We start from the raw sequence: 16,806 nt of genomic DNA on the forward strand, positions 1-16,806 counted from the left end.
GGACAGCCGGGACCCGGCTGCCCCTCACGGCGTCGGCAAGTCGTCTCACCATTCAAGATAAATCTCGCCGAGATCGGCTGTCCCGTTGGCCCCCAAGGCCGGTACAGGCCCCGGCCCGTCGGCACGGGGTTCACCTCGGCTCCGCCAGGGCCTGGTCGGAGGCGTCCGCCGGGGTGCGGGGACGGGGCACCGAGAGAAGCGGCGCGAGGTCGAGCCGCTTGTCCATCTCCAGGCGGAAGGTGCCGTATGGGTTGATGTTGGACCAGAACAGCGCGGTGAGCCCGCGCCGGTCCTCGTCCGAGAGCTTCTTCGCCCAGGCCGGTTCAGCGAGGACCTGCTGAAGCAGCAGCGTGTTGACGTGCACGAGCGCGGACTGGAGCAGGTGCAGGGCGAGCATAGAGGTCTCGGCGTGTTCCTTGTCCGGGCCGGTGAGCGCGCCGTCCTTGCCGTAGTGGAGCACGGTGTTCGCCGAGTTCCAGTTCTCCGCGACCTGAAGCCCGCCGTGGATTTCCCGGCGCAGGCCGGGAGTGGCGAGGTAGTCGCAGGCGAAGACCGTACGAACCGCGCGGCCGAGTTCTTCGAGCGCGGCGTACGTGGGGTGCTTGGGCCCGCCGCGGGTGAAGCGGCGCAGGACCTGCTCCGCCTCCGCCGTCCCCAGCCGGAGCGCAGTGGCGTACTTGACCATCTGGTCGTACTGCTGCTCGATCAGGTTCCATCTGACGGTCCGGGTCAGGGAGGCGCCGAGCGCCGACCAGCCGGTCGGGTCGTCGTCCGGGCGGTACAGGCGGATGCTGCCGATGTTCTTCAACCGGGGCAGCAGGCGGAAGTTGAGCAGCTCGGTGAAGGCGAACCCGACCACGCTGGCGCCGTGCGTGTCGACGTAGTTCGACTCGATCTCGGCGTCCGTGCAGTGCCGCAGCAGGCCCTCGATCATCGCCGCGACCTCGGAGGACGAGCAGGACTTGAGCTGGGAATAGATGCAGACGTTCTTCTTCTCGACGTGCCAGTAGATCATCACGCCGTTGCCGCCGTAGCGGGCGTGGTACTCGGTCATGAAGTTCGACGACCAGGATCCGAACTTCTTCGAGTCCGACGCACATGCGGTGCCCTGCCCCCACCAGGCGGTGTCCCGGACGGCGAAGGTGGCGTTCACCAGCTTCCGCACCGCAGCCCGCAGGTTGTCGACGGTGATGAAGTGCCGGCGCACGTGCCGCAGCGCCGCCTCGCTCTCGCCGTGCTCGCCGGTCGCCACGATGGCGCGGATCCCCATGTTCGTGCCCAGCGCGAACAGAGCGAGCAGCAGGCGGCGCTGGAGGACATCCCGGTCGATGCGCTCGTAGGCGGCGACTGAGGCGAACTCGTCGGTGAAGCCGGTGAGGAAGTCGGCGTTCTTCAGCACGTCCAGCAGATCGAGCACCCCCCAGCGGCGTACGACCTCGTCCTTGAGCGCCTGGAGGCCGATGGGCTCGTCCAGCTTCTCCAGCTTCGGAACCTTGATCCACGGCTCCCCGTGCCGGGTGGTGAACTTCACCCCGCCCGCCGAGCCGTCCGCGAGCGCCCCGGACAGCCGGTCCAGAGCATCCGTCATCCGCCGCTTCAGGTCGGTGATGAACGCCTCAGGGTCCGTGGGCTGGCGGATCGCCGCGTAGTGCACGGTACGGGTGGCCTCGAAGTCGCCGGGCAGGTCGTCCTCCGGGTTGCGCCAGCGCAGGCCGCCCTCGATGTAGATCTCGCGGCGGCGGATCGCATCCCGCAGCGCGACCAGGACGCACAGCTCGTACGGGATCCGCTCGACCTTGCCCTTGTCGTCCACGACGGCCTCGCGCCAGTCCTTGCGTACGACGCCGTCCATCGGCACCGTGTCCGCGGCGTCGTAGAAGCGCGTCTTGCCGTCGACCCCGGCGTACTTCGCCAGAAGCGTGAGGGCGTCCATCACCGGCCGGTAGGCGGTGTTGTTGCACTTGAAGCCCAGCGTCCGCAGCAGCGGCGGCAGCATCTGCCGGTAGTAGTTGCTGTACGACGAGCGCAGCGTGGTGCGGACCTTGGCCTTGAAGACCTTCTCGTTCGCCTTCGCCTCGGCGACCAGGTCGCGCAGCGTCTTCTCCCCGACCACCGGGTACAGGGCCGTGCGCACGATCTCGTCCGGCTTGCCGATCGCCGCGTCCGCCAGCCGGAAGAGGATGCCCTCCTTGCCGCGGACCTTCTTCAGCTCCGCCGTGAGCTGCCTCTCCACCCGGAGCTCGGCACGGGCGTTGATCTTCTGCACCAGGGCGATCAGCAGGTCCACCAGGGCATCGGTGATCTCCGCCTGCCGGGACGAGCACAGCGCCGCGAGCAGCGTGATCCGCACGTCCTCGGCGGTGTCACGGAAGTCCGAGGGATACATTTTGATCGCCCGCGCCCGCCACGCGGCCAGCAGCTTCTCCGAGCAGTCCGCGAACAGTCCCTCGGGCAGGCCGAGTTTCCGCACGTCATTCAGTTTGTTGATCTCCGTCAGCAGCGACTCCAGGCCGACCGCGCCCGGGTCCCGCTTGAGGAGAGCCAGCAGCGCAGCGCCCTCCTCGTTGTCCTCCGCCACCAGCTCCAGCAGCCGGCCCACCCCGACCTCGCCCAGGCGCTCGATGGCCCGCGCGCAGAACGCGGCCTCCCATCGGTTGCGGGCCGCGACAAGTACCTTCTCGATCCGGGTCCGGCCCGGCGGTTCGATGCTCCGTGCCCGGCACTCGACCAGCAGGGCCTCCCGCTGACGGTCCTCCACCATCTCGACCGGACAGACCTCCTTGGCCAGCCACACGGTGAGCTGCTCTTCGTCCTCCAACGTCGCGGGCCGGAACCCCAGAGCCTCCCGTACCTGCGCGCGGTGGTACTCGGCGGTCCGTCCCGTCAGGGAGTACTTCGCGAAGTCGGCGGACGGGACCTTCACCAGCCCAGCCACGTACTCCACTGCGACCTGCGGGACCTCTTCCAGAAGATCCGGGAACCGGCCCTCCAGCTCGAAGAACTTCAGTAGCAGACTGAAGCCGAGCCGCGTCGCCCCGGTCTTGTTGGCCACCAACTTCCAGTCGCCGTCCACCAGCGTCCAGCTCGCCAGAAGTTCTTCCGGCGACCACTCCTGACGCACGCCCGCCCCTCCCCATGCCAACCCTCGATCGAGTCACTCGATCGGCCCAACGAGGGGTCCGGGACCGGGGAAACGGGCTGTCTGACGACGCGGAAGCTACCCGCCGGTTACCTTGCGGCCGGTGTCTGAGCTAGGAGACCGGGGCCTGAAAAGGCCGCTGTGCATGTACCCCTTCGCCGCGCGCTACAAGGGCCATGGCGACACGAACGACGCGGGCAGCTTCCGCTGCGCCGCGAGGTGAGACCCCACTCGGGCAGAACTCGTTGAGCCCGGCCGGTGACACTTCCCGCTGTCCCTGCAGCTTCCAGGCCGCTTCGGCCAGGGGAGCGCTCGGTGGGGACAGCCGGCGGTGGGAGGAAGCGCCGGTCGAGCCACTCCTGCGGCCTTCCTCCCGCCTCGCCGTAGGACTCCCTCTCCCCCAGCCTGCGATCCAGGACCGGCTTCACGCCGAACAGCTCGGCCACCTCGTCGGCCACCTCATCGGCCGTCCGCCGGGTGCGCTGCAGCTCCGAGGAGAACAGCTCCGCCTCGGCGCCCTCCGGGATCCGGGCCCGCGACGCCTGGGCGAGGGAGACCGCCGCACGGACGCCGGCGGGCGTCAGCTGCGAGGCATGCCGGCTCTTCGCAGTTGAGGGTGGGCAGGGCCGGGAACGCAGAGCTGCTGAACGGTTGGATGTGAGGCGTCAGGAGGTGCGGGCGTCGTGGTTCTCGCGGTTGGCGAGGACCTCGGCCATGTGCGTCTGCGCCCAGTTCCTGAGCCCGCGCGTCATGTGGTGGAGCGAGAGGCCGAGGTCGGTCAGCTCGTAGGAGACGGTGACCGGGACGGTTGGCTTCACGGTACGGGTGAGCAGACCGTCGTGCTCCAGCGACCGTAGCGTCTGGGTCAGCATCTTCTGGCTGACCCCGGCCAGAAGACGGGAGATCTCGGAGTAACGCATCGCCTTCGGAGCGTCTGCGCGTGCTGCACCGGGCTCGCCAGGGCTGGTGTCGCCACCCAGCGCACAGAGGATCAGGACGACCCACTTGTCCGAGATTCGGTCGAGCAGCTGCCGGCTGGGGCACCCTGCCAGGAACGCGTTGTACTCCACCTTGGCCTGAGCCCTCTTCTGGGCCGCCTTCATCGTCGTCACTGATCGCACCTCTCACCGATGGGTGGGTTACGCACTTCCAAGTGCCTACTTCCCGGCAGGAAGTTTCTCTCCAATGCTGAGTCAGGGAGGCAGCAGACGCCACCCCCCAGCCACACCCCCCAGCCAACCCCCAAGTGCACGACGAAAGGCAACAGAATGAGCACCCCCTCCCTCTCTCTTCCCGGCGGCACCTGGCCTCTGGGTGACCTGACCGTCACCCGGTTCGGCTACGGCGCCATGCAACTGGCCGGCCCGTGGGTCATGGGGCCGCCCGCCGATCGCGAGGGTGCCCTGGCCGTTCTGCGTGAAGCGGTCGACCTCGGTATCACACACATCGACACCAGCGACGCCTACGGACCACGCGTCACCAACGAGTTGATCCGCGAGGCGCTGCACCCCTATCCCGAGTCGCTGCACATCGTGACCAAGGTGGGCGCGACCCGCGACGAACAGGGTGGCTGGCCCGTGGCCCGGCGACCCGAGGATCTGCGCCGCCAGGTCCACGACAATCTCACGTCCCTCCGGCTCGACGTACTCGACCTGGTCAACCTCCGGCTCGGCAACGCCGAAGGTCCTCAGCCCGGCTCGCTCGCCGAGGCGTTCGAGACGCTCGTGGAACTTCAGCAGCAGGGCCTGATCCGCCACCTCGGGGTCAGCAACGCCACCGAGGAACAGGTCACCGAGGCACAGAGCATCGCGCCGATCGTGTGCGTGCAGAACATGTACAACCTCGCCCACCGCCACGACGACAAGCTCATCGACCGGCTCGCCACCGAAGGCGTCGCGTACGTGCCCTTCTTCCCCCTCGGGGGCTTTACCCCGCTCCAGTCCTCGGCGCTCTCGGCGGTAGCCGCTCGACTGGAGGCGACACCGATGTCCGTCGCACTGGCCTGGCTGCTGCGGCGATCACCGAACATCCTGCTCATCGCCGGCACCTCATCGACAGCTCACCTGCGCGAGAACATCACCGGCGCGGAACTCTCCCTCTCTCATGAGGACTTGACCGAGCTGGACGACATCGGCCGCTGAATGCCCCGGAGCAGAACGGCCGGCCCACAAGCCACGACCGAAGCCACCGTTCACGTCTCGGCCCCGGTCGCCTTCGCGTGACCAGGGCCGAAGCAGGACGATTCGCCCCTCATCCGGCTGACTTCGGATCATCAGGAACCTGTGTCACACCGGCGGTGGCAGCTCACCCCGCGTCGGTGGCCGGGTAGGCGTCGGGGTCTCCCGAGGAAGGAGGTTCCTACACCGAGCCCGTCCGGAAGACCTCGACGTCGCACGACACCACCCCTGAGGCCGGCTTCGCCCGCGCTCGCGGGGCTCCGGCCAGACCGCATCCACGGCTTCGGCGACGTCGGCGATCGCCCCCCCCGGGATACTGGTCGCCCATGGACGAGGTCGAAGTCGTTGTCGCCCATTCCGAGCGCGCGACCCTGCGCGTCGGCGACGTGTTCCTGAAGGTGGACGCCGACCAGGCGCGCATCGACGTCGAGGTCGAGGCGATGTCCCTCGCACCGGTCCCGACCCCGGAGGTCCTGTGGCGCAAGCCGCCCGTGCTCGCGATCGCCGCACTCCCGGGGACGACGCTTGGGCGCCTGGGCGGGCCGTCGACCGGGTCGTCGGCGGCGTGGGCCGCGGCGGGCGCCGCCATCCGGAAGCTGCACGACGCGCCGCTGCCGCCCCGGCCCGGCCGGGCCGGCCGGAGCATCGTCGCGCTGGAGGCGGAACTCGGCGACGAGTGCGAGCTGCTCGTGACGAACGGCCTCCTGCCCGCCGACCTGGTCACCCGCAACCGCCAGGTCGCCGAGGCCGCGCTCCGGCCGTGGACTCCGGCGTTCACGCACGGCGACCTGCAGATCGCGCACGTCTTCGTCGACGGCGACGACGTCACGGGCATCATCGACTGGTCCGAGGCGGGCCAGGGTGATGCCCTGTACGACCTCGCCACCTTCACGCTCGGGCACGAGGAGCACCTCGACGACGTCGTCGCCGGCTACGGCACCGACATCGACATCGACCTCGATGTGATCCACGCGTGGTGGTCGTTGCGAAGCCTGCTGGCGGTTCGCTGGCTGGTCGAGCACGGCTTCGACCCGTTCGCGCCGGGCTGTGAGGTCGACGTGCTGAGATCCCGTATGTGAGGCTGCGCGGGCCCGACTGCCGCGCGGGCCCGACTGCCGCGCATGCGTTCCGAGGCATCGAGCAGGCCATCCCCTGGGCGTTCGCCTGCCCTTGGATCAGGGCTCCGGGACGTCGCTGCGCGGACAACTGCCGTGCCGTCGTGCTGTTCCAGAGCGGGTCTCCGGGCACTGGACCCTCCCACGCCGCACTACCGGGGGCGTCCCACGGTAAGGGGGCTGCGGACCTGCGTCGAGACCGCTTGCACCTCGTGCGAAACCGTTGCGCCGTCCGGCAGATGACCACCGGGCGACCGGCCGTCGCGGTGTGCTGACGCCTCGCCCCGAACCGCGGGGCACCGTCCACCGGAGGCAACATGGCAACCGTCGCCGCACCCCCTGTGGCCACCGACCCGACGACCGGCACGGCCCGGTCCGCCCGCGAGGTCGTGCCGCCCGCCCTGTGGGACAAGCAGGTCGGACTCCTCATGCGGGACCACCCCTACGACTCCGTCATGGCGGCCAGGGTCCTCGGCCCGGGTCCTCGGCCCGGGCTACGCCTACCTGCTGACCGCGATGCGGCACCGGGGCGGGCGAAGGCCTCGGGCTCGCCCCGAGCACGCTCGTCGACGTCGGCGTGCACACCGTCATCCTCGACACGGTCGGCTACTTCGAGCTGTGCGAGCGCTTCAACGGCGGGCACTGCCTCCACCACGTGCCCGAGGTCGACGTCAAGGACGACGGCTCGGTCCTGCGCACGGCGGACCTGCTCGCCGCGGACGGCTGGGGAGGTCGGCCTGCCGCTGTGGGCGGACGCCGCCAGGTGCGGCCCCTGCCAGCCGGGCAGTGACTCCCACTGACCCGGCACGATGACCTGGGCCCCCGGCCGCCCGGCCGGGGCCCCTCGGCACACCCCCGGGCGGGATTCCCCCGAACCGCCCCGCCGGCCGGCGGCGCCCCCCAGGATGAGCAGGGTGACCATCCCCACCGCAGACCTCTGGCACCACTACGGCCGCACCCGTCACGCCACCGACCGCATCGTGCCCGACCGCTTCTTCTGGAGCTGGGGCCAGGACAGCGGTCCCGGAGCCGAAACCCTCGGCGACATCACCGGACGCCACGTCGGCGACCTCGGCGCCGGTGCCGCCCGGCACGCCGCCCACCTGGCCGTCCACCACCGGCCCGCCCGCATCGTCGCCGTCGACTCCTCACCCGCCCAGCACGCCATGGCCGAAGACCTTTACGGCCACGGCCACCTCGCTTCACGGCTGCGCCTGGTCCACTCCGAAGTGACGCGGCACCTGCACGCGACGGCCGGCACCTACGACGTCCTCTACAGCGTCTTCGGCGCCGTGGACTTCACCGAGCCCCGCACGCTGCTCCCGGCGGCTGCCACCGCGCTGCGCCCCGGCGGCCGTCTCGTGTTCTCCACCCTCGCCCACCACCTCGGCGGCGAGCCCGCCCACGCCGGCGTGGAGCACACCGAGATCAGTGCGAAGACGCCGGAGGGCGGGGCGGCCACCATGCGCCGCTGGGTCCTCCAGGAACAGGTGTGGACCAAGCTCCTCGACGAGGCCGGGTTTATCCGGATCGGCACCGAGACACTTCCCGGCGGGGCCGGGCCCCGCGCCGCCGGCACACTCCTGGTGACCGCGTTCCGCACGGGCCGGCAGGCCTGACCGCCGATCGCCGGATGCCGACGCCTCCACCGACGCCACGAAGGCAAGGCCGGCCACCTCCCGGCCTACCCCGGCATCGCCCGCACCCTGATCCGCACCCTGATCCGCGCCCTGATCCGCACCCTCGTCCGCTGCCGCACCCCCGTCCGCTGCCGCGGACTCACCGGCACGGACGACGATCGAGATGACTTGTCAGCCCGGCTGCTTGATGCTCTCGATGATCCGGGCGAAGCCTTCCTCCCCATGGCCTGCATCGATCTGACGCTGGATGAGCCGCTGGACCATGGTGACGACCTCGGTGCTGATGCCTTGGTCGGAACTGGCGGCCAGGATGTCAGTGAGGTCGGAGAACCGGAGGCTCTGTTGCCCTTCGACGGTGTAGTCCCCGCCGTCGATGACTGCGGCGAATCCTTCGAAGCCGCCGGTCATGGCGGTCAGCCAAGGTGTGGCGTGCGCGGCGAACTCCGTCGCCGTCACGCCGGCCGGGGCGACCATGGCGGCGCCGTGCATGAATCCGGCGAACATGACGTACATGCCCGCGAGCAGGGCGAGGTCGTACAGGGACGCCAGCCCGGCGTCCTCACCGAAGTAGCTGCTGGTTCCCCACAGGTCGAGCAGCGGCTTGTACTGATCGAACACCTCGGCTGATCCGCTGTAGAGGACCGATGCCCCGGGCCGGCCGATCATGTGCGGTACGGCCATGATGCCGCCGTCCAGATACGCGATTCCGGCTTGGGCGGCCCAGTCGGCCATCTCCCGTGACTGAGCGGGTGACGTCGTCGTCACGTTGACCAGGGTTCGTCCGGCCAGTTCGCCGGAGAGCGGATCGAGCACCTCGTGGACCGACGCGTGGTCCAGCAGGCATGCGATCACCACTCGGCCGGCCCGGACCGCGTCGCCGGCCGTGTCGGCGGCCTTGGCCCCCTGCGCGACGAGGTGGTCCGCCTTCCCCGGTGAGCGGTTCCAGCATGTGGTCGCGTAGCCGGCCTTCACCAGGGCGTCCGCGAGAGCGCTGCCCATCGCCCCCAGCCCGAGAACACTCACCTGGACGCTGTTGTCAGTTGTCATTTCCGGCGCTCTCCCTCGTGTTCGTTCCTTCCGTTCGATCTTCTCCGCAGCCAGTAGGGTTGACCAGTACGGACTAATTAGTCAGGTACTCACCTGTGAGTAAGCATCCCTTGGAGCACCCCTTGGAGGGCGGATGGCGACTGCAGCGCGACGTGGCCCCTATTTCTGTGGCATCGACGCGGCGATGGACGTGGTCGCCGGGAAGTGGAAGTCGCTCATCCTCTGGGAGCTGCAGCACCACGGGACCCGCCGGTTCGCCGAGCTTCGCCGCGGTCTGCCCGGTGTCAGCGAGAAGATGCTGATTCAGCACCTGCGCGAGATGGAAGAAGACGGGCTCGTACATCGCGAGGTGTACCGCGAGGTGCCGCCGAAGGTCGAGTACTCCTTGACGGAGCACGGCGTCTCGCTCAACGCGGCCCTGGCCTCCTTGGGAGAATGGGGCACCGAACGCATGCGACGGATCGGGGCGGAAAGGGTCTCCGGCGACGTTGGCGCGACAGTTCGGCGATAGAAGCGGGCCTTGAGCCGTCCTGCTCCCGGGGTGCTCCGTCACAGCGTCTCCGCCATCTTCGACATGTAGGCCGGGGCAGGACGGAGCCGTGCCGCGCCGAACATGACTTTCCGGCACCCGGCGATGGCACGGCCGAAAGGGGCTGCCGGCCGGGCGAGGCACGCGCTACGGCGTGTCAGCGGCGGGCAGCTGAGCCAGGGCCTCAGCAAGCTGACGTACGGACACCGAGCCGGTGTCGGGAAGACCGGCCTCGAGCCAGGCTCGGCGGGCGGACTCCTTGTCGCCCTCGGCGGCGGCCAGCACGTTCTCCTTCGCGCTGTTCTCGTGGATCGGGTCGGTGTCCGGTCCGTAGTCGGCGAGGTGGACGACGGTACGGACCTGAAGCCTGGCGTCGGAGGCCATCTGCTCGTTGAGCCGGTACCCGCAGCCGGTGCCCGACCAGGGCCCGGGCGCGCTCGGTCATCGCCCGGCCGGCTTCGCTGTCCCCACGATCGGTGCGCAGGCGCTCGAGTTCGCCGGACGTGTTGCGCAGAACGAGGATGCCTCGGGTGCTGGTGGCCTCGACGTGCACCGACAGCAGGGTCGCCGTGAACTGCTTCGCGGAGTCGAGCCGCTGGAGGTCTTACCCGACCGTGTCGGCGAGGGTGTAGAGGTGGACCGCCCGGGCGCGTACCTGCTCGGTCCAGGCGGCCTCCTCGCCGGGCGGGCAAGGGCCGACCGCGCGAGCGGCGGCAAGCGTGAGTTCGAGGTCGCGGGGATTCACCCCGCCATCATCGCCGTCTCCGGCAGCGGCTCCGCATACGTGCTCCAGGGAGACTCCAGGAAGAGGCGGCGGTTGAGCAGCCAACTCCATGACGACGCCCCAACCGTCGGCAGGAACGCCTGAGTTCCCAGCAGCCACGGATCTGCCGAGCCCAAGCAAGTATCACGGCGTGATAATCCGGCCCGTGGTGCTGCTCCGGCGGTCCGACCGAGGACCACTGGAGCAGCACGGCCCCCGGCAAGTGTCGCGGGTCGGGCGTCGGCGCCTTCCGGAAGGTGCCTGGAACAGGCCGGTGCGACGTACAGGAGGTCGCTCACCCGACAGGGGGAGGCGGATCGTTCTGGCGGTAGATGTCGTGCCGCTGAGGTCGGTGCGATGTTCGGTGCATGGACCGTACGACATGGACGACATGGACGACGTGGGCGACGAGGGCGCCTTGGCGCACGTGGGGGCCGTGCTGGGTGGGCCGGGCCGCCATGGTGTGGGCGGTGGTCTATGCCTGCTTCGGCCTGGCATGCGCGTTGAGCGGGACGCCGCTGTTCTACCTGGGCGAAGCCCCGGGACCTTCCGCGCTGGGCTGGGGGGTCGTGGCGGTGGGATCGCTGGCGGCGGTGGCTTGTGGTGCGGTGCTCCGGTCAGGGCTGCGACCGATGTTGCGTGTGCTGCTGTGGGTGGCCTGCGTGCTGGCCGGGATCGCCGCGTTCGGGCTGCTGATGGACGTCATCACCCTGGTATTCGGTCAGGGAGTGGACAGCGGGGTGGCCGCTGCGAACCACGCTCTGGCCGCCGCCGGGGTCCTGCTCCTCGCGGCCACTGCCCGGCCCGTCCGCTACCGGTCCGCAGGGGCCGACGGGACCGACGAGGCCGTCGCGGCAGCCCCGTCGGCCGGCTCCAGGACGGTTCAACTCGCCGCTTGCGCGGGGACGGTGGCCTTTCTCCCCTACGTGGCGATGAAGCTCGTCTGGGCGTCGGGCGGTACCTTCGCCGGGGTTGCCGGAGAGGAGATGCTCGCGATCTCCGAGCGCAACGGCGCGTCGGGAATCTGGCTCACCCTGGAGTCCTGGGGCCTGGACGCCACCGTGCTGCTGGCCGCGCTCGGCGTCTTCCTGCTGTGGGGCCTGGTCCGCCCGTGGGGCCAGGTCTTCCCCCGTTGGACACTGTGGCTGCGCGGCCGGCAGGTCCCCCGCTGGCTTCCCCTCACCCCGGCCTTCATCGGTGCCGCCACCCTGGCTCCGTACGGGGTGTTCGGGGTCGGCTACGCGACCCTGGCCACGGCCGGTGTGGTCACCATGCGGCGCGGCGACTTCCCGTCCTCGAGCGATGCGCTGCTGGTCGCCTGGATCGGCATGGTCGCGTTCGCCGTCTACGGGGTCGCGCTGATTGCCGCTACCCGCTCGTACTGGCTCCGGACCCGTTCCGTATCTGCGGCATGACCAGCAGCTTTCACCAAGTGCCTCCCGATACCGCCCTGGCAGGAGATCTCCTGAGCCCTCGGCGAGCGGACGGCCTTCTACGATCCGGTGTGTGGATCCCGAACTGCTGGAGCGGATTACCGCGCGCCATGCGGAACTGGACGAACTCGAAGAACAGCTGGCCCATCAGCTGGCGGAGGTCCGGGCCAAGTGCGATGAACTCGCCCTTGCCGAGAAGGGCCTTGAGCGGATGAGCGGTTTTCTCCGCCCGTGCAGCGGTCCGTACGACCTTGATGGTGCGGAAGCGCGGGGCGCGCTACGGCAGCGGGGTTTGCATGTGCCGTAGCGGCATGTGGTCCAGTAGGCGGCGAGCACGACATCGAAAGGTTCCCGCGCATGTTCCTTCCTGCGATTCCCCGCCGGGTCAAGATCGGCGATGCCGCCGCGTTCGCCGGGACCACACCCCGCGCCATCCGCCACTACCATGCCATCGGGCTCCTCCCCGAACCGGAACGCGGCAGCGATGACCGCCGCCGCTACGGATACGACGACATGATCCGCCTGCTGTGGATCCGCAGGATGGCCGATGCGGGTATCTCCCTGGATGACATCCACGCCGCCTTCAAGGGCACCACCGGCATCGAGCAGTCCCTGGCCCGTCTGGAGGAGTCCCTCGCTTCCCAGGCGGCCGTCATCGAGGCTCAGCGGGCCGCCGTGCACCGGCTCCGTGAGGTGGGCAGCCCCCTGGGCCTGCTCTCACCGTTGGTCACCGGCCGCCTGCGCGATCTGCCGCCCGGGTCCCTGCGCTCCGCCGACCTCGATAGCCTCCTGGTCACGGAGCGCGTCTTCGGCCCCCTGGGCGCCGCTATCCAGGCCGACCGGTTCATCGTCCTGGCCACCCACCACGAGCTGCGGGCCGAGGAGGACCGACTGGCCGAGGCCGAGGCGGCCCTGGACGACACCATGTCCCCCGACGACCCTCGCATCGAAGACCTGGCTGTCCAGCGATGTGATCACGAGACCGCCCTGGCAGCCGCTATCGAAAGATCCGGCCTGGAAGAGGCCCTCGACGTCCTCCTCGACCAGGAGGACGAGCACGCCGGCGAGGAAGAGGACGGGGCAAGGATGAGTGTGATGGAAGCCCTCGGCAAGATGCCGTACGACTTCTCCCCGGCCCGCGTCCGCTACGAGGAACGTGTCATGGAACTGTGCCACTCGGCCGATCAGGACGCAGACAGGGACCCACGGACCTGCTGAGTGGAATCGGCGCCCGGAGCGAGCCGGGCAAGAGCAGCCCGGATTGGTGGGGCGCGAGCGTAACCCCGGTGCTCCCGGCGGCTCAAGGACGCCAACCGCGTCCTCGTCCTTGGACGCGCGCAGGACGAGCACGGCATCGCCCACCTCAAGAACTGGCGGGGACCCTCACCAAGCTCCGTACCGAACCCGCCCATGCAACCCGCCTCCTGCACGCCCTGCTTGTCCTGACGAACCTCGAAGTAGAAACGGTTGACAGTCGCCCAGGGTCGGTAGCTCCTCAGCCCTGGCGGGCTTGCGGTGCCCCGACGGGGTGGTAACTCGCCGCAGGCGGCCGACCGAGGTGTCGGGGCCTTCAAGACGGAAGCGTGGCTGGGACCGGAACCAGGTTGCTGAGACACACGCGCGCCTGGCCCCTCGACTGCAGGCAGCGCTGTGGCTTGCTTTCGGTGGTGCAGGTCGAAGGGGCAGGCGGAGTGCTGCAAGTACCGGACGGAGAAGGGCTGTTGGCCGAAGGGCTTTCCCTGGTGCCACAGGCCCTCAGCAACGTGACGCTGTCGAACAGGCGACGCTCGACATGAACCGCAGAAGGGCGCGCCATGCACGGAGCCGCACCTTATAGATATTAGAGACGTTTGCATCGCCCCAGGTCAGAGGGCATGGCGGACTCTCGGAAGATGACTCCCAAGTCATTTTGGGCTTGCGGAAGTTGTGCCGGGCGTCAAGGTTCTCCGTATTCATTGCGACCTAGATGCGCAATCTCGCGGAAGGTGTCCGAGTCGCCGTGAACATGACTCAGGAATCATGTTCGACACGCGTAACGCGCAGATAGGTCGCGTCGTTGCTATCTATCTGCGCAATCACTACTGTGCCGTGCGTCTAGGTTTCGATCTTGAGGAGCACGCAGCGCCATGGCAGCACAGCCTCACGAGGGCCCTCGCAGGGTCCCTGGCACGTCTCCACCTCGCGCACCGAGTCCCAACAGCCCCTACGCCCGGAATCTCGGTCCGAGGAAGAACCTCGTCGAGTTGCCCGTCGGCCACACGGCGCAAGTCAAGCCCCCGGTCACCGCCGGCGACTTCATCGGCAAGTACTTCGCCCAGGACAGCCTGGAGTTCCTGCGCTGGGCAGCCAGGTACTTCAGGGGCGACAACGTGACCCTGTGCGTACTGCTCTACATGATGGGGAGTCAGGAAGTCGGAGGAGCTGTCGAGCTCAAGCAGAGCGAGATCGCGGCCGAGCTGGACATGGATCCCGCGCAGGTGTCACGGGCCCAGACCAAACTGAAGAGGCTGGGGCTGGCGTACTCGCCGAAGAAGGGGTCGATCCAGCTTCAGCCCGCGGTGACTCTTCGGGGAGGCTACCGACTGATCGAGAAGCCGGTCAGGGGGGCGGCGGCCAAGAGCGCCAAAGTCCAGGTGGAACAGCTGAGCCTGCTCAACGAGCTTGTGCTCGACCCAGCCGTCCCGGAGGAGTTCAGAGGCATGGCTCTTCCTGGTGCGAGCTTGCCCAAACCATCGTCAAGGACGCGCAAGCGTGCGCGTACGAAGAAGAAGCCGGAGGCGTGAGGATGAGGACTGCGGTGTCTGCCAACCCGGAACCGCCGGAGCTGACGTACGGCACTTTCAACGGTTTCGCCTACATGCCGGCGATGCCAGGGATTGCCTACCGAGTGCTCTTCAGGCTCATCGGGACCCAGGAGCCGGGAGGGCGCTGCCTGGTCACTGAAGAGGAGTTGGCCGAGGCCCTGGACGTGCACCGCTCCATGGTGGGGAGGGGCCTGCAAGCCCTGATCCTCTCCAAGCTCGTGTTCCGCCAGGCCAAGGGCATCTACCTTCTCAACCCGATGATCAGCGGCGCACGCAGCGTTCCCGAGCACCTGGAGGCGATCGGGACGCTCGACCCCGCCGACCGTCTCGACGTTGACGACTACCAAGAGCGTTACGACGCTGCCGTCGCCCAGGCCGAGAAGGAGAAGAAGGAGAAGCGTCTGGGCCGCAGGAGCTCGCCCGGTCACTCCAAAACGGTGTCGGCCAAGCCCGCGGACAACGAGTCCGCAGAGGTACTGAGCCTTTCGACGGCGCGCAGCCGGTCACGCCGAAGGCCGTCCCGTTCCTGAGCTGCCAACCGGCACAACATTGAGGCCCCCGCCGGAGCGGGGGCCTCAATGTGTCTAGGTTTCCGGAGAAAGCTTACCGTCTCACTGGCGTCCGCACCACAGAGGACCGATCTCTTGACCTTCGCGCACACCGCGTACGACCTGGCGCGCACCCTGCACGCTCGCCTGGCACTGGCCGCTGGAGGAACGAGGCAGCGCCAGCAGGTATCACGGCGTGATAATCCGGCCGAGGTGCTCCCCCGGTGGACTCCTCCCGGCGGACTCCCCCGGGTGCTCCCCCCGGTGGGCTTCCTGTCCACCCCATGTTCATTCCCGTCCGTAGGAACGGCAGCAGATGCTCAGCACTTCGCAGCACACCGCTGTGTGGTGGTGAGACGCCGCGGACCAGGACGCAGCGGCAGCGGCAGCGGTCGTCGTGTTGCACGGGGCGCGGCGCGGCGCGCGTCGGACGGCAATTATCACGGCGTGATAATCCGCGTCGGGCGCCCATCTGCTCGGACGCCCATCTGCTCGGACGCCCGTCTGTCCCGCCGCAGTGAAGGCCCACCACGTCGATGCCGTGCCCAGCGACGGGTCTTCTCGGTGAGAAGCGGGTGGCGGATCGTCAGGTCGGCTGCCTCAGCGCACCCACTCCCCGGCCGTCCAGGTCGTTGAGCGCCACCCGCCGTCCCATGATTGCGAGAAGCAGTGAAAGCGCAGGCCCGGTCACTTCCGGACCATCGCCCATCGATACATCGGCGTCGGTTGCCGTGAGGCGGAGAGGGGCCACGAGTTCCTTGGCGCCGCCGAAAGACACCGGGGTGTGAGACTGCAGGCGAAGCGCTCTGACGACGGCATCCCGGGGATAGAGGCGGGTGAGTCCCAACGGGCGGCGGATGTCCTCACCGTGGACGACCACCTCGGCGATCCGGCTGTCAAGGGGCGCCGGAGGGGTCGACGTCCGCGAGGTCACCTGACGAAGCCGCGCCAACGTCTCCAGCGGTGAGGCACCGCGCTGGCGCGTCACACCGTCAGCGTTCTGGCGGTGGAAGTCGAACCGTGCCCGGGCCAGGCCGACCACGAAGCCGAGACGCGTCGTGCGGGCCGAGTCGACCAGGTGGGCAACGACGTCATGCACCGTCCACTCCTCGCACAGTGACGGCTGCTCCCACTGCTTGTCATCGAGACCCTCAAGGTCGCGGACCAGTGCCGCACGCTCCGCGTGCACGATCGGCCATACATCTCTGACACGCTCGGGATTTCCCATGGCCATCGTCTCTCCTCGATGATCGGCTTGTTGCCCTCGTAGAGACACAGACTCACGATCACCGCAAAACTCATCGCGAAAAGCACCCCTCCACCTGCGCCACCACGTCCCGCGCCGCCTTCCGCGTGATCTCCACACGACCACACGACCACACGATCGGGCCACGGCACCGGCAGGCGGACGAACGGAACACGGCCGTCGCGCCTTCGCCGAAGGCGTCATGGCCAGCCAGGGGTGCCCGAGACGAGCGACCAGACGGTCCAGATGGTCCAGATGGTCCAGATGGTCCAGGCGGGCCAGGAGCCGGGTCGCCGTGGGCGAGGTGTCTCGGATGCTCTCCGGACGTTCCGGACGCCCAACGGGTGAAACCCCGTCAGAACCTG

Annotated in this window: 16 protein-coding genes and 1 pseudogene; 11 read left to right on the forward strand and 6 right to left on the reverse strand. The window is 68.9% G+C overall.

Translation table 11 applies throughout. From position 1 onward, the window contains the following. Nucleotides 1-130 precede the first annotated feature (130 nt). The 3 genes and pseudogenes from ACZ7G3_RS30895 to ACZ7G3_RS30905 form a co-directional block, all read right to left on the reverse strand. Nucleotides 131-3,121: a Tn3 family transposase gene (locus ACZ7G3_RS30895; protein WP_470929527.1), complete on the reverse strand. Its 2,991-nt coding sequence runs from the start codon at nt 3,119-3,121 to the stop codon at nt 131-133. A gap of 266 nt (nt 3,122-3,387) precedes the next feature. Continuing rightward, a pseudogene (locus tag ACZ7G3_RS30900) lies at nt 3,388-3,777 on the reverse strand (histidine phosphatase family protein); the annotation flags it as partial. A 27-nt stretch (nt 3,778-3,804) separates the two neighbouring features. Next, the gene (locus ACZ7G3_RS30905; protein ID WP_470929646.1) at nt 3,805-4,242 is read right to left on the reverse strand and encodes a winged helix-turn-helix transcriptional regulator; all 438 of its coding nucleotides are present in this window, start codon (nt 4,240-4,242) and stop codon (nt 3,805-3,807) included. 165 nt (nt 4,243-4,407) lie between these two features. On the opposite strand from ACZ7G3_RS30905, the gene ACZ7G3_RS30910 reads away from it, so the two are divergent. From ACZ7G3_RS30910 to ACZ7G3_RS30925, 4 genes are all read left to right on the forward strand, one after another. Further along, nucleotides 4,408-5,280 (forward strand): aldo/keto reductase family oxidoreductase, encoded by an 873-nt coding sequence (locus tag ACZ7G3_RS30910; RefSeq protein WP_470929529.1) that lies wholly within the window; start codon nt 4,408-4,410, stop codon nt 5,278-5,280. 362 nt (nt 5,281-5,642) lie between these two features. Continuing rightward, the gene (locus ACZ7G3_RS30915) at nt 5,643-6,395 is read left to right on the forward strand and encodes a phosphotransferase family protein (RefSeq protein WP_470929531.1); all 753 of its coding nucleotides are present in this window, start codon (nt 5,643-5,645) and stop codon (nt 6,393-6,395) included. A gap of 613 nt (nt 6,396-7,008) precedes the next feature. Continuing rightward, the gene (locus tag ACZ7G3_RS30920; protein WP_470929533.1) at nt 7,009-7,221 is read left to right on the forward strand and encodes a hypothetical protein; all 213 of its coding nucleotides are present in this window, start codon (nt 7,009-7,011) and stop codon (nt 7,219-7,221) included. A 115-nt stretch (nt 7,222-7,336) separates the two neighbouring features. Next, the gene (locus ACZ7G3_RS30925) at nt 7,337-8,050 is read left to right on the forward strand and encodes an SAM-dependent methyltransferase (RefSeq protein WP_470929535.1); all 714 of its coding nucleotides are present in this window, start codon (nt 7,337-7,339) and stop codon (nt 8,048-8,050) included. Between the two features lie 192 nt (nt 8,051-8,242). On the opposite strand, the gene ACZ7G3_RS30930 is transcribed toward ACZ7G3_RS30925, so the two are convergent. Continuing rightward, a complete protein-coding gene (locus tag ACZ7G3_RS30930) occupies nt 8,243-9,118 on the reverse strand; it encodes an NAD(P)-dependent oxidoreductase (RefSeq protein ID WP_470929537.1) in 876 nt (291 codons plus the stop codon). A 133-nt stretch (nt 9,119-9,251) separates the two neighbouring features. On the opposite strand from ACZ7G3_RS30930, the gene ACZ7G3_RS30935 reads away from it, so the two are divergent. Further along, nucleotides 9,252-9,629: a winged helix-turn-helix transcriptional regulator gene (locus tag ACZ7G3_RS30935; protein ID WP_470929539.1), complete on the forward strand. Its 378-nt coding sequence runs from the start codon at nt 9,252-9,254 to the stop codon at nt 9,627-9,629. Nucleotides 9,630-9,794: 165 nt separating this feature from the next. Here the strand turns inward: ACZ7G3_RS30935 and ACZ7G3_RS30940 are convergent, their stop codons facing one another. Beyond that, nucleotides 9,795-10,031 (reverse strand): hypothetical protein, encoded by a 237-nt coding sequence (locus tag ACZ7G3_RS30940; protein WP_470929541.1) that lies wholly within the window; start codon nt 10,029-10,031, stop codon nt 9,795-9,797. A 28-nt stretch (nt 10,032-10,059) separates the two neighbouring features. Here ACZ7G3_RS30940 and ACZ7G3_RS30945 point away from each other — a divergent pair, with 28 nt between their 5' ends. From ACZ7G3_RS30945 to ACZ7G3_RS30970, 6 genes are all read left to right on the forward strand, one after another. After that, complete coding sequence (locus ACZ7G3_RS30945) at nt 10,060-10,515, forward strand: hypothetical protein (protein ID WP_470929543.1); 456 nt, start codon at nt 10,060-10,062, stop codon at nt 10,513-10,515. Between the two features lie 263 nt (nt 10,516-10,778). Then, nucleotides 10,779-11,825, forward strand: coding sequence for a hypothetical protein (locus tag ACZ7G3_RS30950; RefSeq protein ID WP_470929545.1), 1,047 nt, complete (start codon nt 10,779-10,781; stop codon nt 11,823-11,825). Between the two features lie 91 nt (nt 11,826-11,916). Then, the gene (locus tag ACZ7G3_RS30955) at nt 11,917-12,150 is read left to right on the forward strand and encodes a hypothetical protein (RefSeq protein WP_470929546.1); all 234 of its coding nucleotides are present in this window, start codon (nt 11,917-11,919) and stop codon (nt 12,148-12,150) included. A 50-nt stretch (nt 12,151-12,200) separates the two neighbouring features. Beyond that, on the forward strand, nt 12,201-13,061 hold the full coding sequence (locus ACZ7G3_RS30960; RefSeq protein WP_470929548.1) for a MerR family transcriptional regulator: 861 nt from the start codon (nt 12,201-12,203) through the stop codon (nt 13,059-13,061). A 908-nt stretch (nt 13,062-13,969) separates the two neighbouring features. Further along, complete coding sequence (locus ACZ7G3_RS30965; RefSeq protein WP_470929550.1) at nt 13,970-14,626, forward strand: hypothetical protein; 657 nt, start codon at nt 13,970-13,972, stop codon at nt 14,624-14,626. A 14-nt stretch (nt 14,627-14,640) separates the two neighbouring features. After that, on the forward strand, nt 14,641-15,177 hold the full coding sequence (locus tag ACZ7G3_RS30970; RefSeq protein ID WP_470929552.1) for a hypothetical protein: 537 nt from the start codon (nt 14,641-14,643) through the stop codon (nt 15,175-15,177). A 604-nt stretch (nt 15,178-15,781) separates the two neighbouring features. On the opposite strand, the gene ACZ7G3_RS30975 is transcribed toward ACZ7G3_RS30970, so the two are convergent. Continuing rightward, nucleotides 15,782-16,429, reverse strand: a complete 648-nt coding sequence (locus ACZ7G3_RS30975; protein WP_470929554.1) for a maleylpyruvate isomerase family mycothiol-dependent enzyme — start codon at nt 16,427-16,429, stop codon at nt 15,782-15,784. Between the last annotated feature and the right edge of the window lie 377 nt (nt 16,430-16,806).

The organism is Streptomyces sp. NPDC037271 (assembly GCF_055603605.1).

Bases quoted from the DNA above. Each gene is read 5' to 3' on its own strand.
- ACZ7G3_RS30965 (WP_470929550.1), top strand. From the start codon at position 13,970: ATGGCAGCACAGCCTCACGAGGGCCCTCGCAGGGTCCCTGGCACGTCT.
- ACZ7G3_RS30930 (WP_470929537.1), bottom strand. From the start codon at position 9,118: ATGACAACTGACAACAGCGTCCAGGTGAGTGTTCTCGGGCTGGGGGCG.
- ACZ7G3_RS30940 (WP_470929541.1), bottom strand. From the start codon at position 10,031: ATGGCCTCCGACGCCAGGCTTCAGGTCCGTACCGTCGTCCACCTCGCC.
- ACZ7G3_RS30960 (WP_470929548.1), top strand. From the start codon at position 12,201: ATGTTCCTTCCTGCGATTCCCCGCCGGGTCAAGATCGGCGATGCCGCC.
- ACZ7G3_RS30925 (WP_470929535.1), top strand. From the start codon at position 7,337: ATGAGCAGGGTGACCATCCCCACCGCAGACCTCTGGCACCACTACGGC.
- ACZ7G3_RS30910 (WP_470929529.1), top strand. From the start codon at position 4,408: ATGAGCACCCCCTCCCTCTCTCTTCCCGGCGGCACCTGGCCTCTGGGT.
- ACZ7G3_RS30935 (WP_470929539.1), top strand. From the start codon at position 9,252: ATGGCGACTGCAGCGCGACGTGGCCCCTATTTCTGTGGCATCGACGCG.
- ACZ7G3_RS30915 (WP_470929531.1), top strand. From the start codon at position 5,643: ATGGACGAGGTCGAAGTCGTTGTCGCCCATTCCGAGCGCGCGACCCTG.
- ACZ7G3_RS30975 (WP_470929554.1), bottom strand. From the start codon at position 16,429: ATGGCCATGGGAAATCCCGAGCGTGTCAGAGATGTATGGCCGATCGTG.
- ACZ7G3_RS30950 (WP_470929545.1), top strand. From the start codon at position 10,779: ATGGACCGTACGACATGGACGACATGGACGACGTGGGCGACGAGGGCG.
- ACZ7G3_RS30905 (WP_470929646.1), bottom strand. From the start codon at position 4,242: ATGAAGGCGGCCCAGAAGAGGGCTCAGGCCAAGGTGGAGTACAACGCG.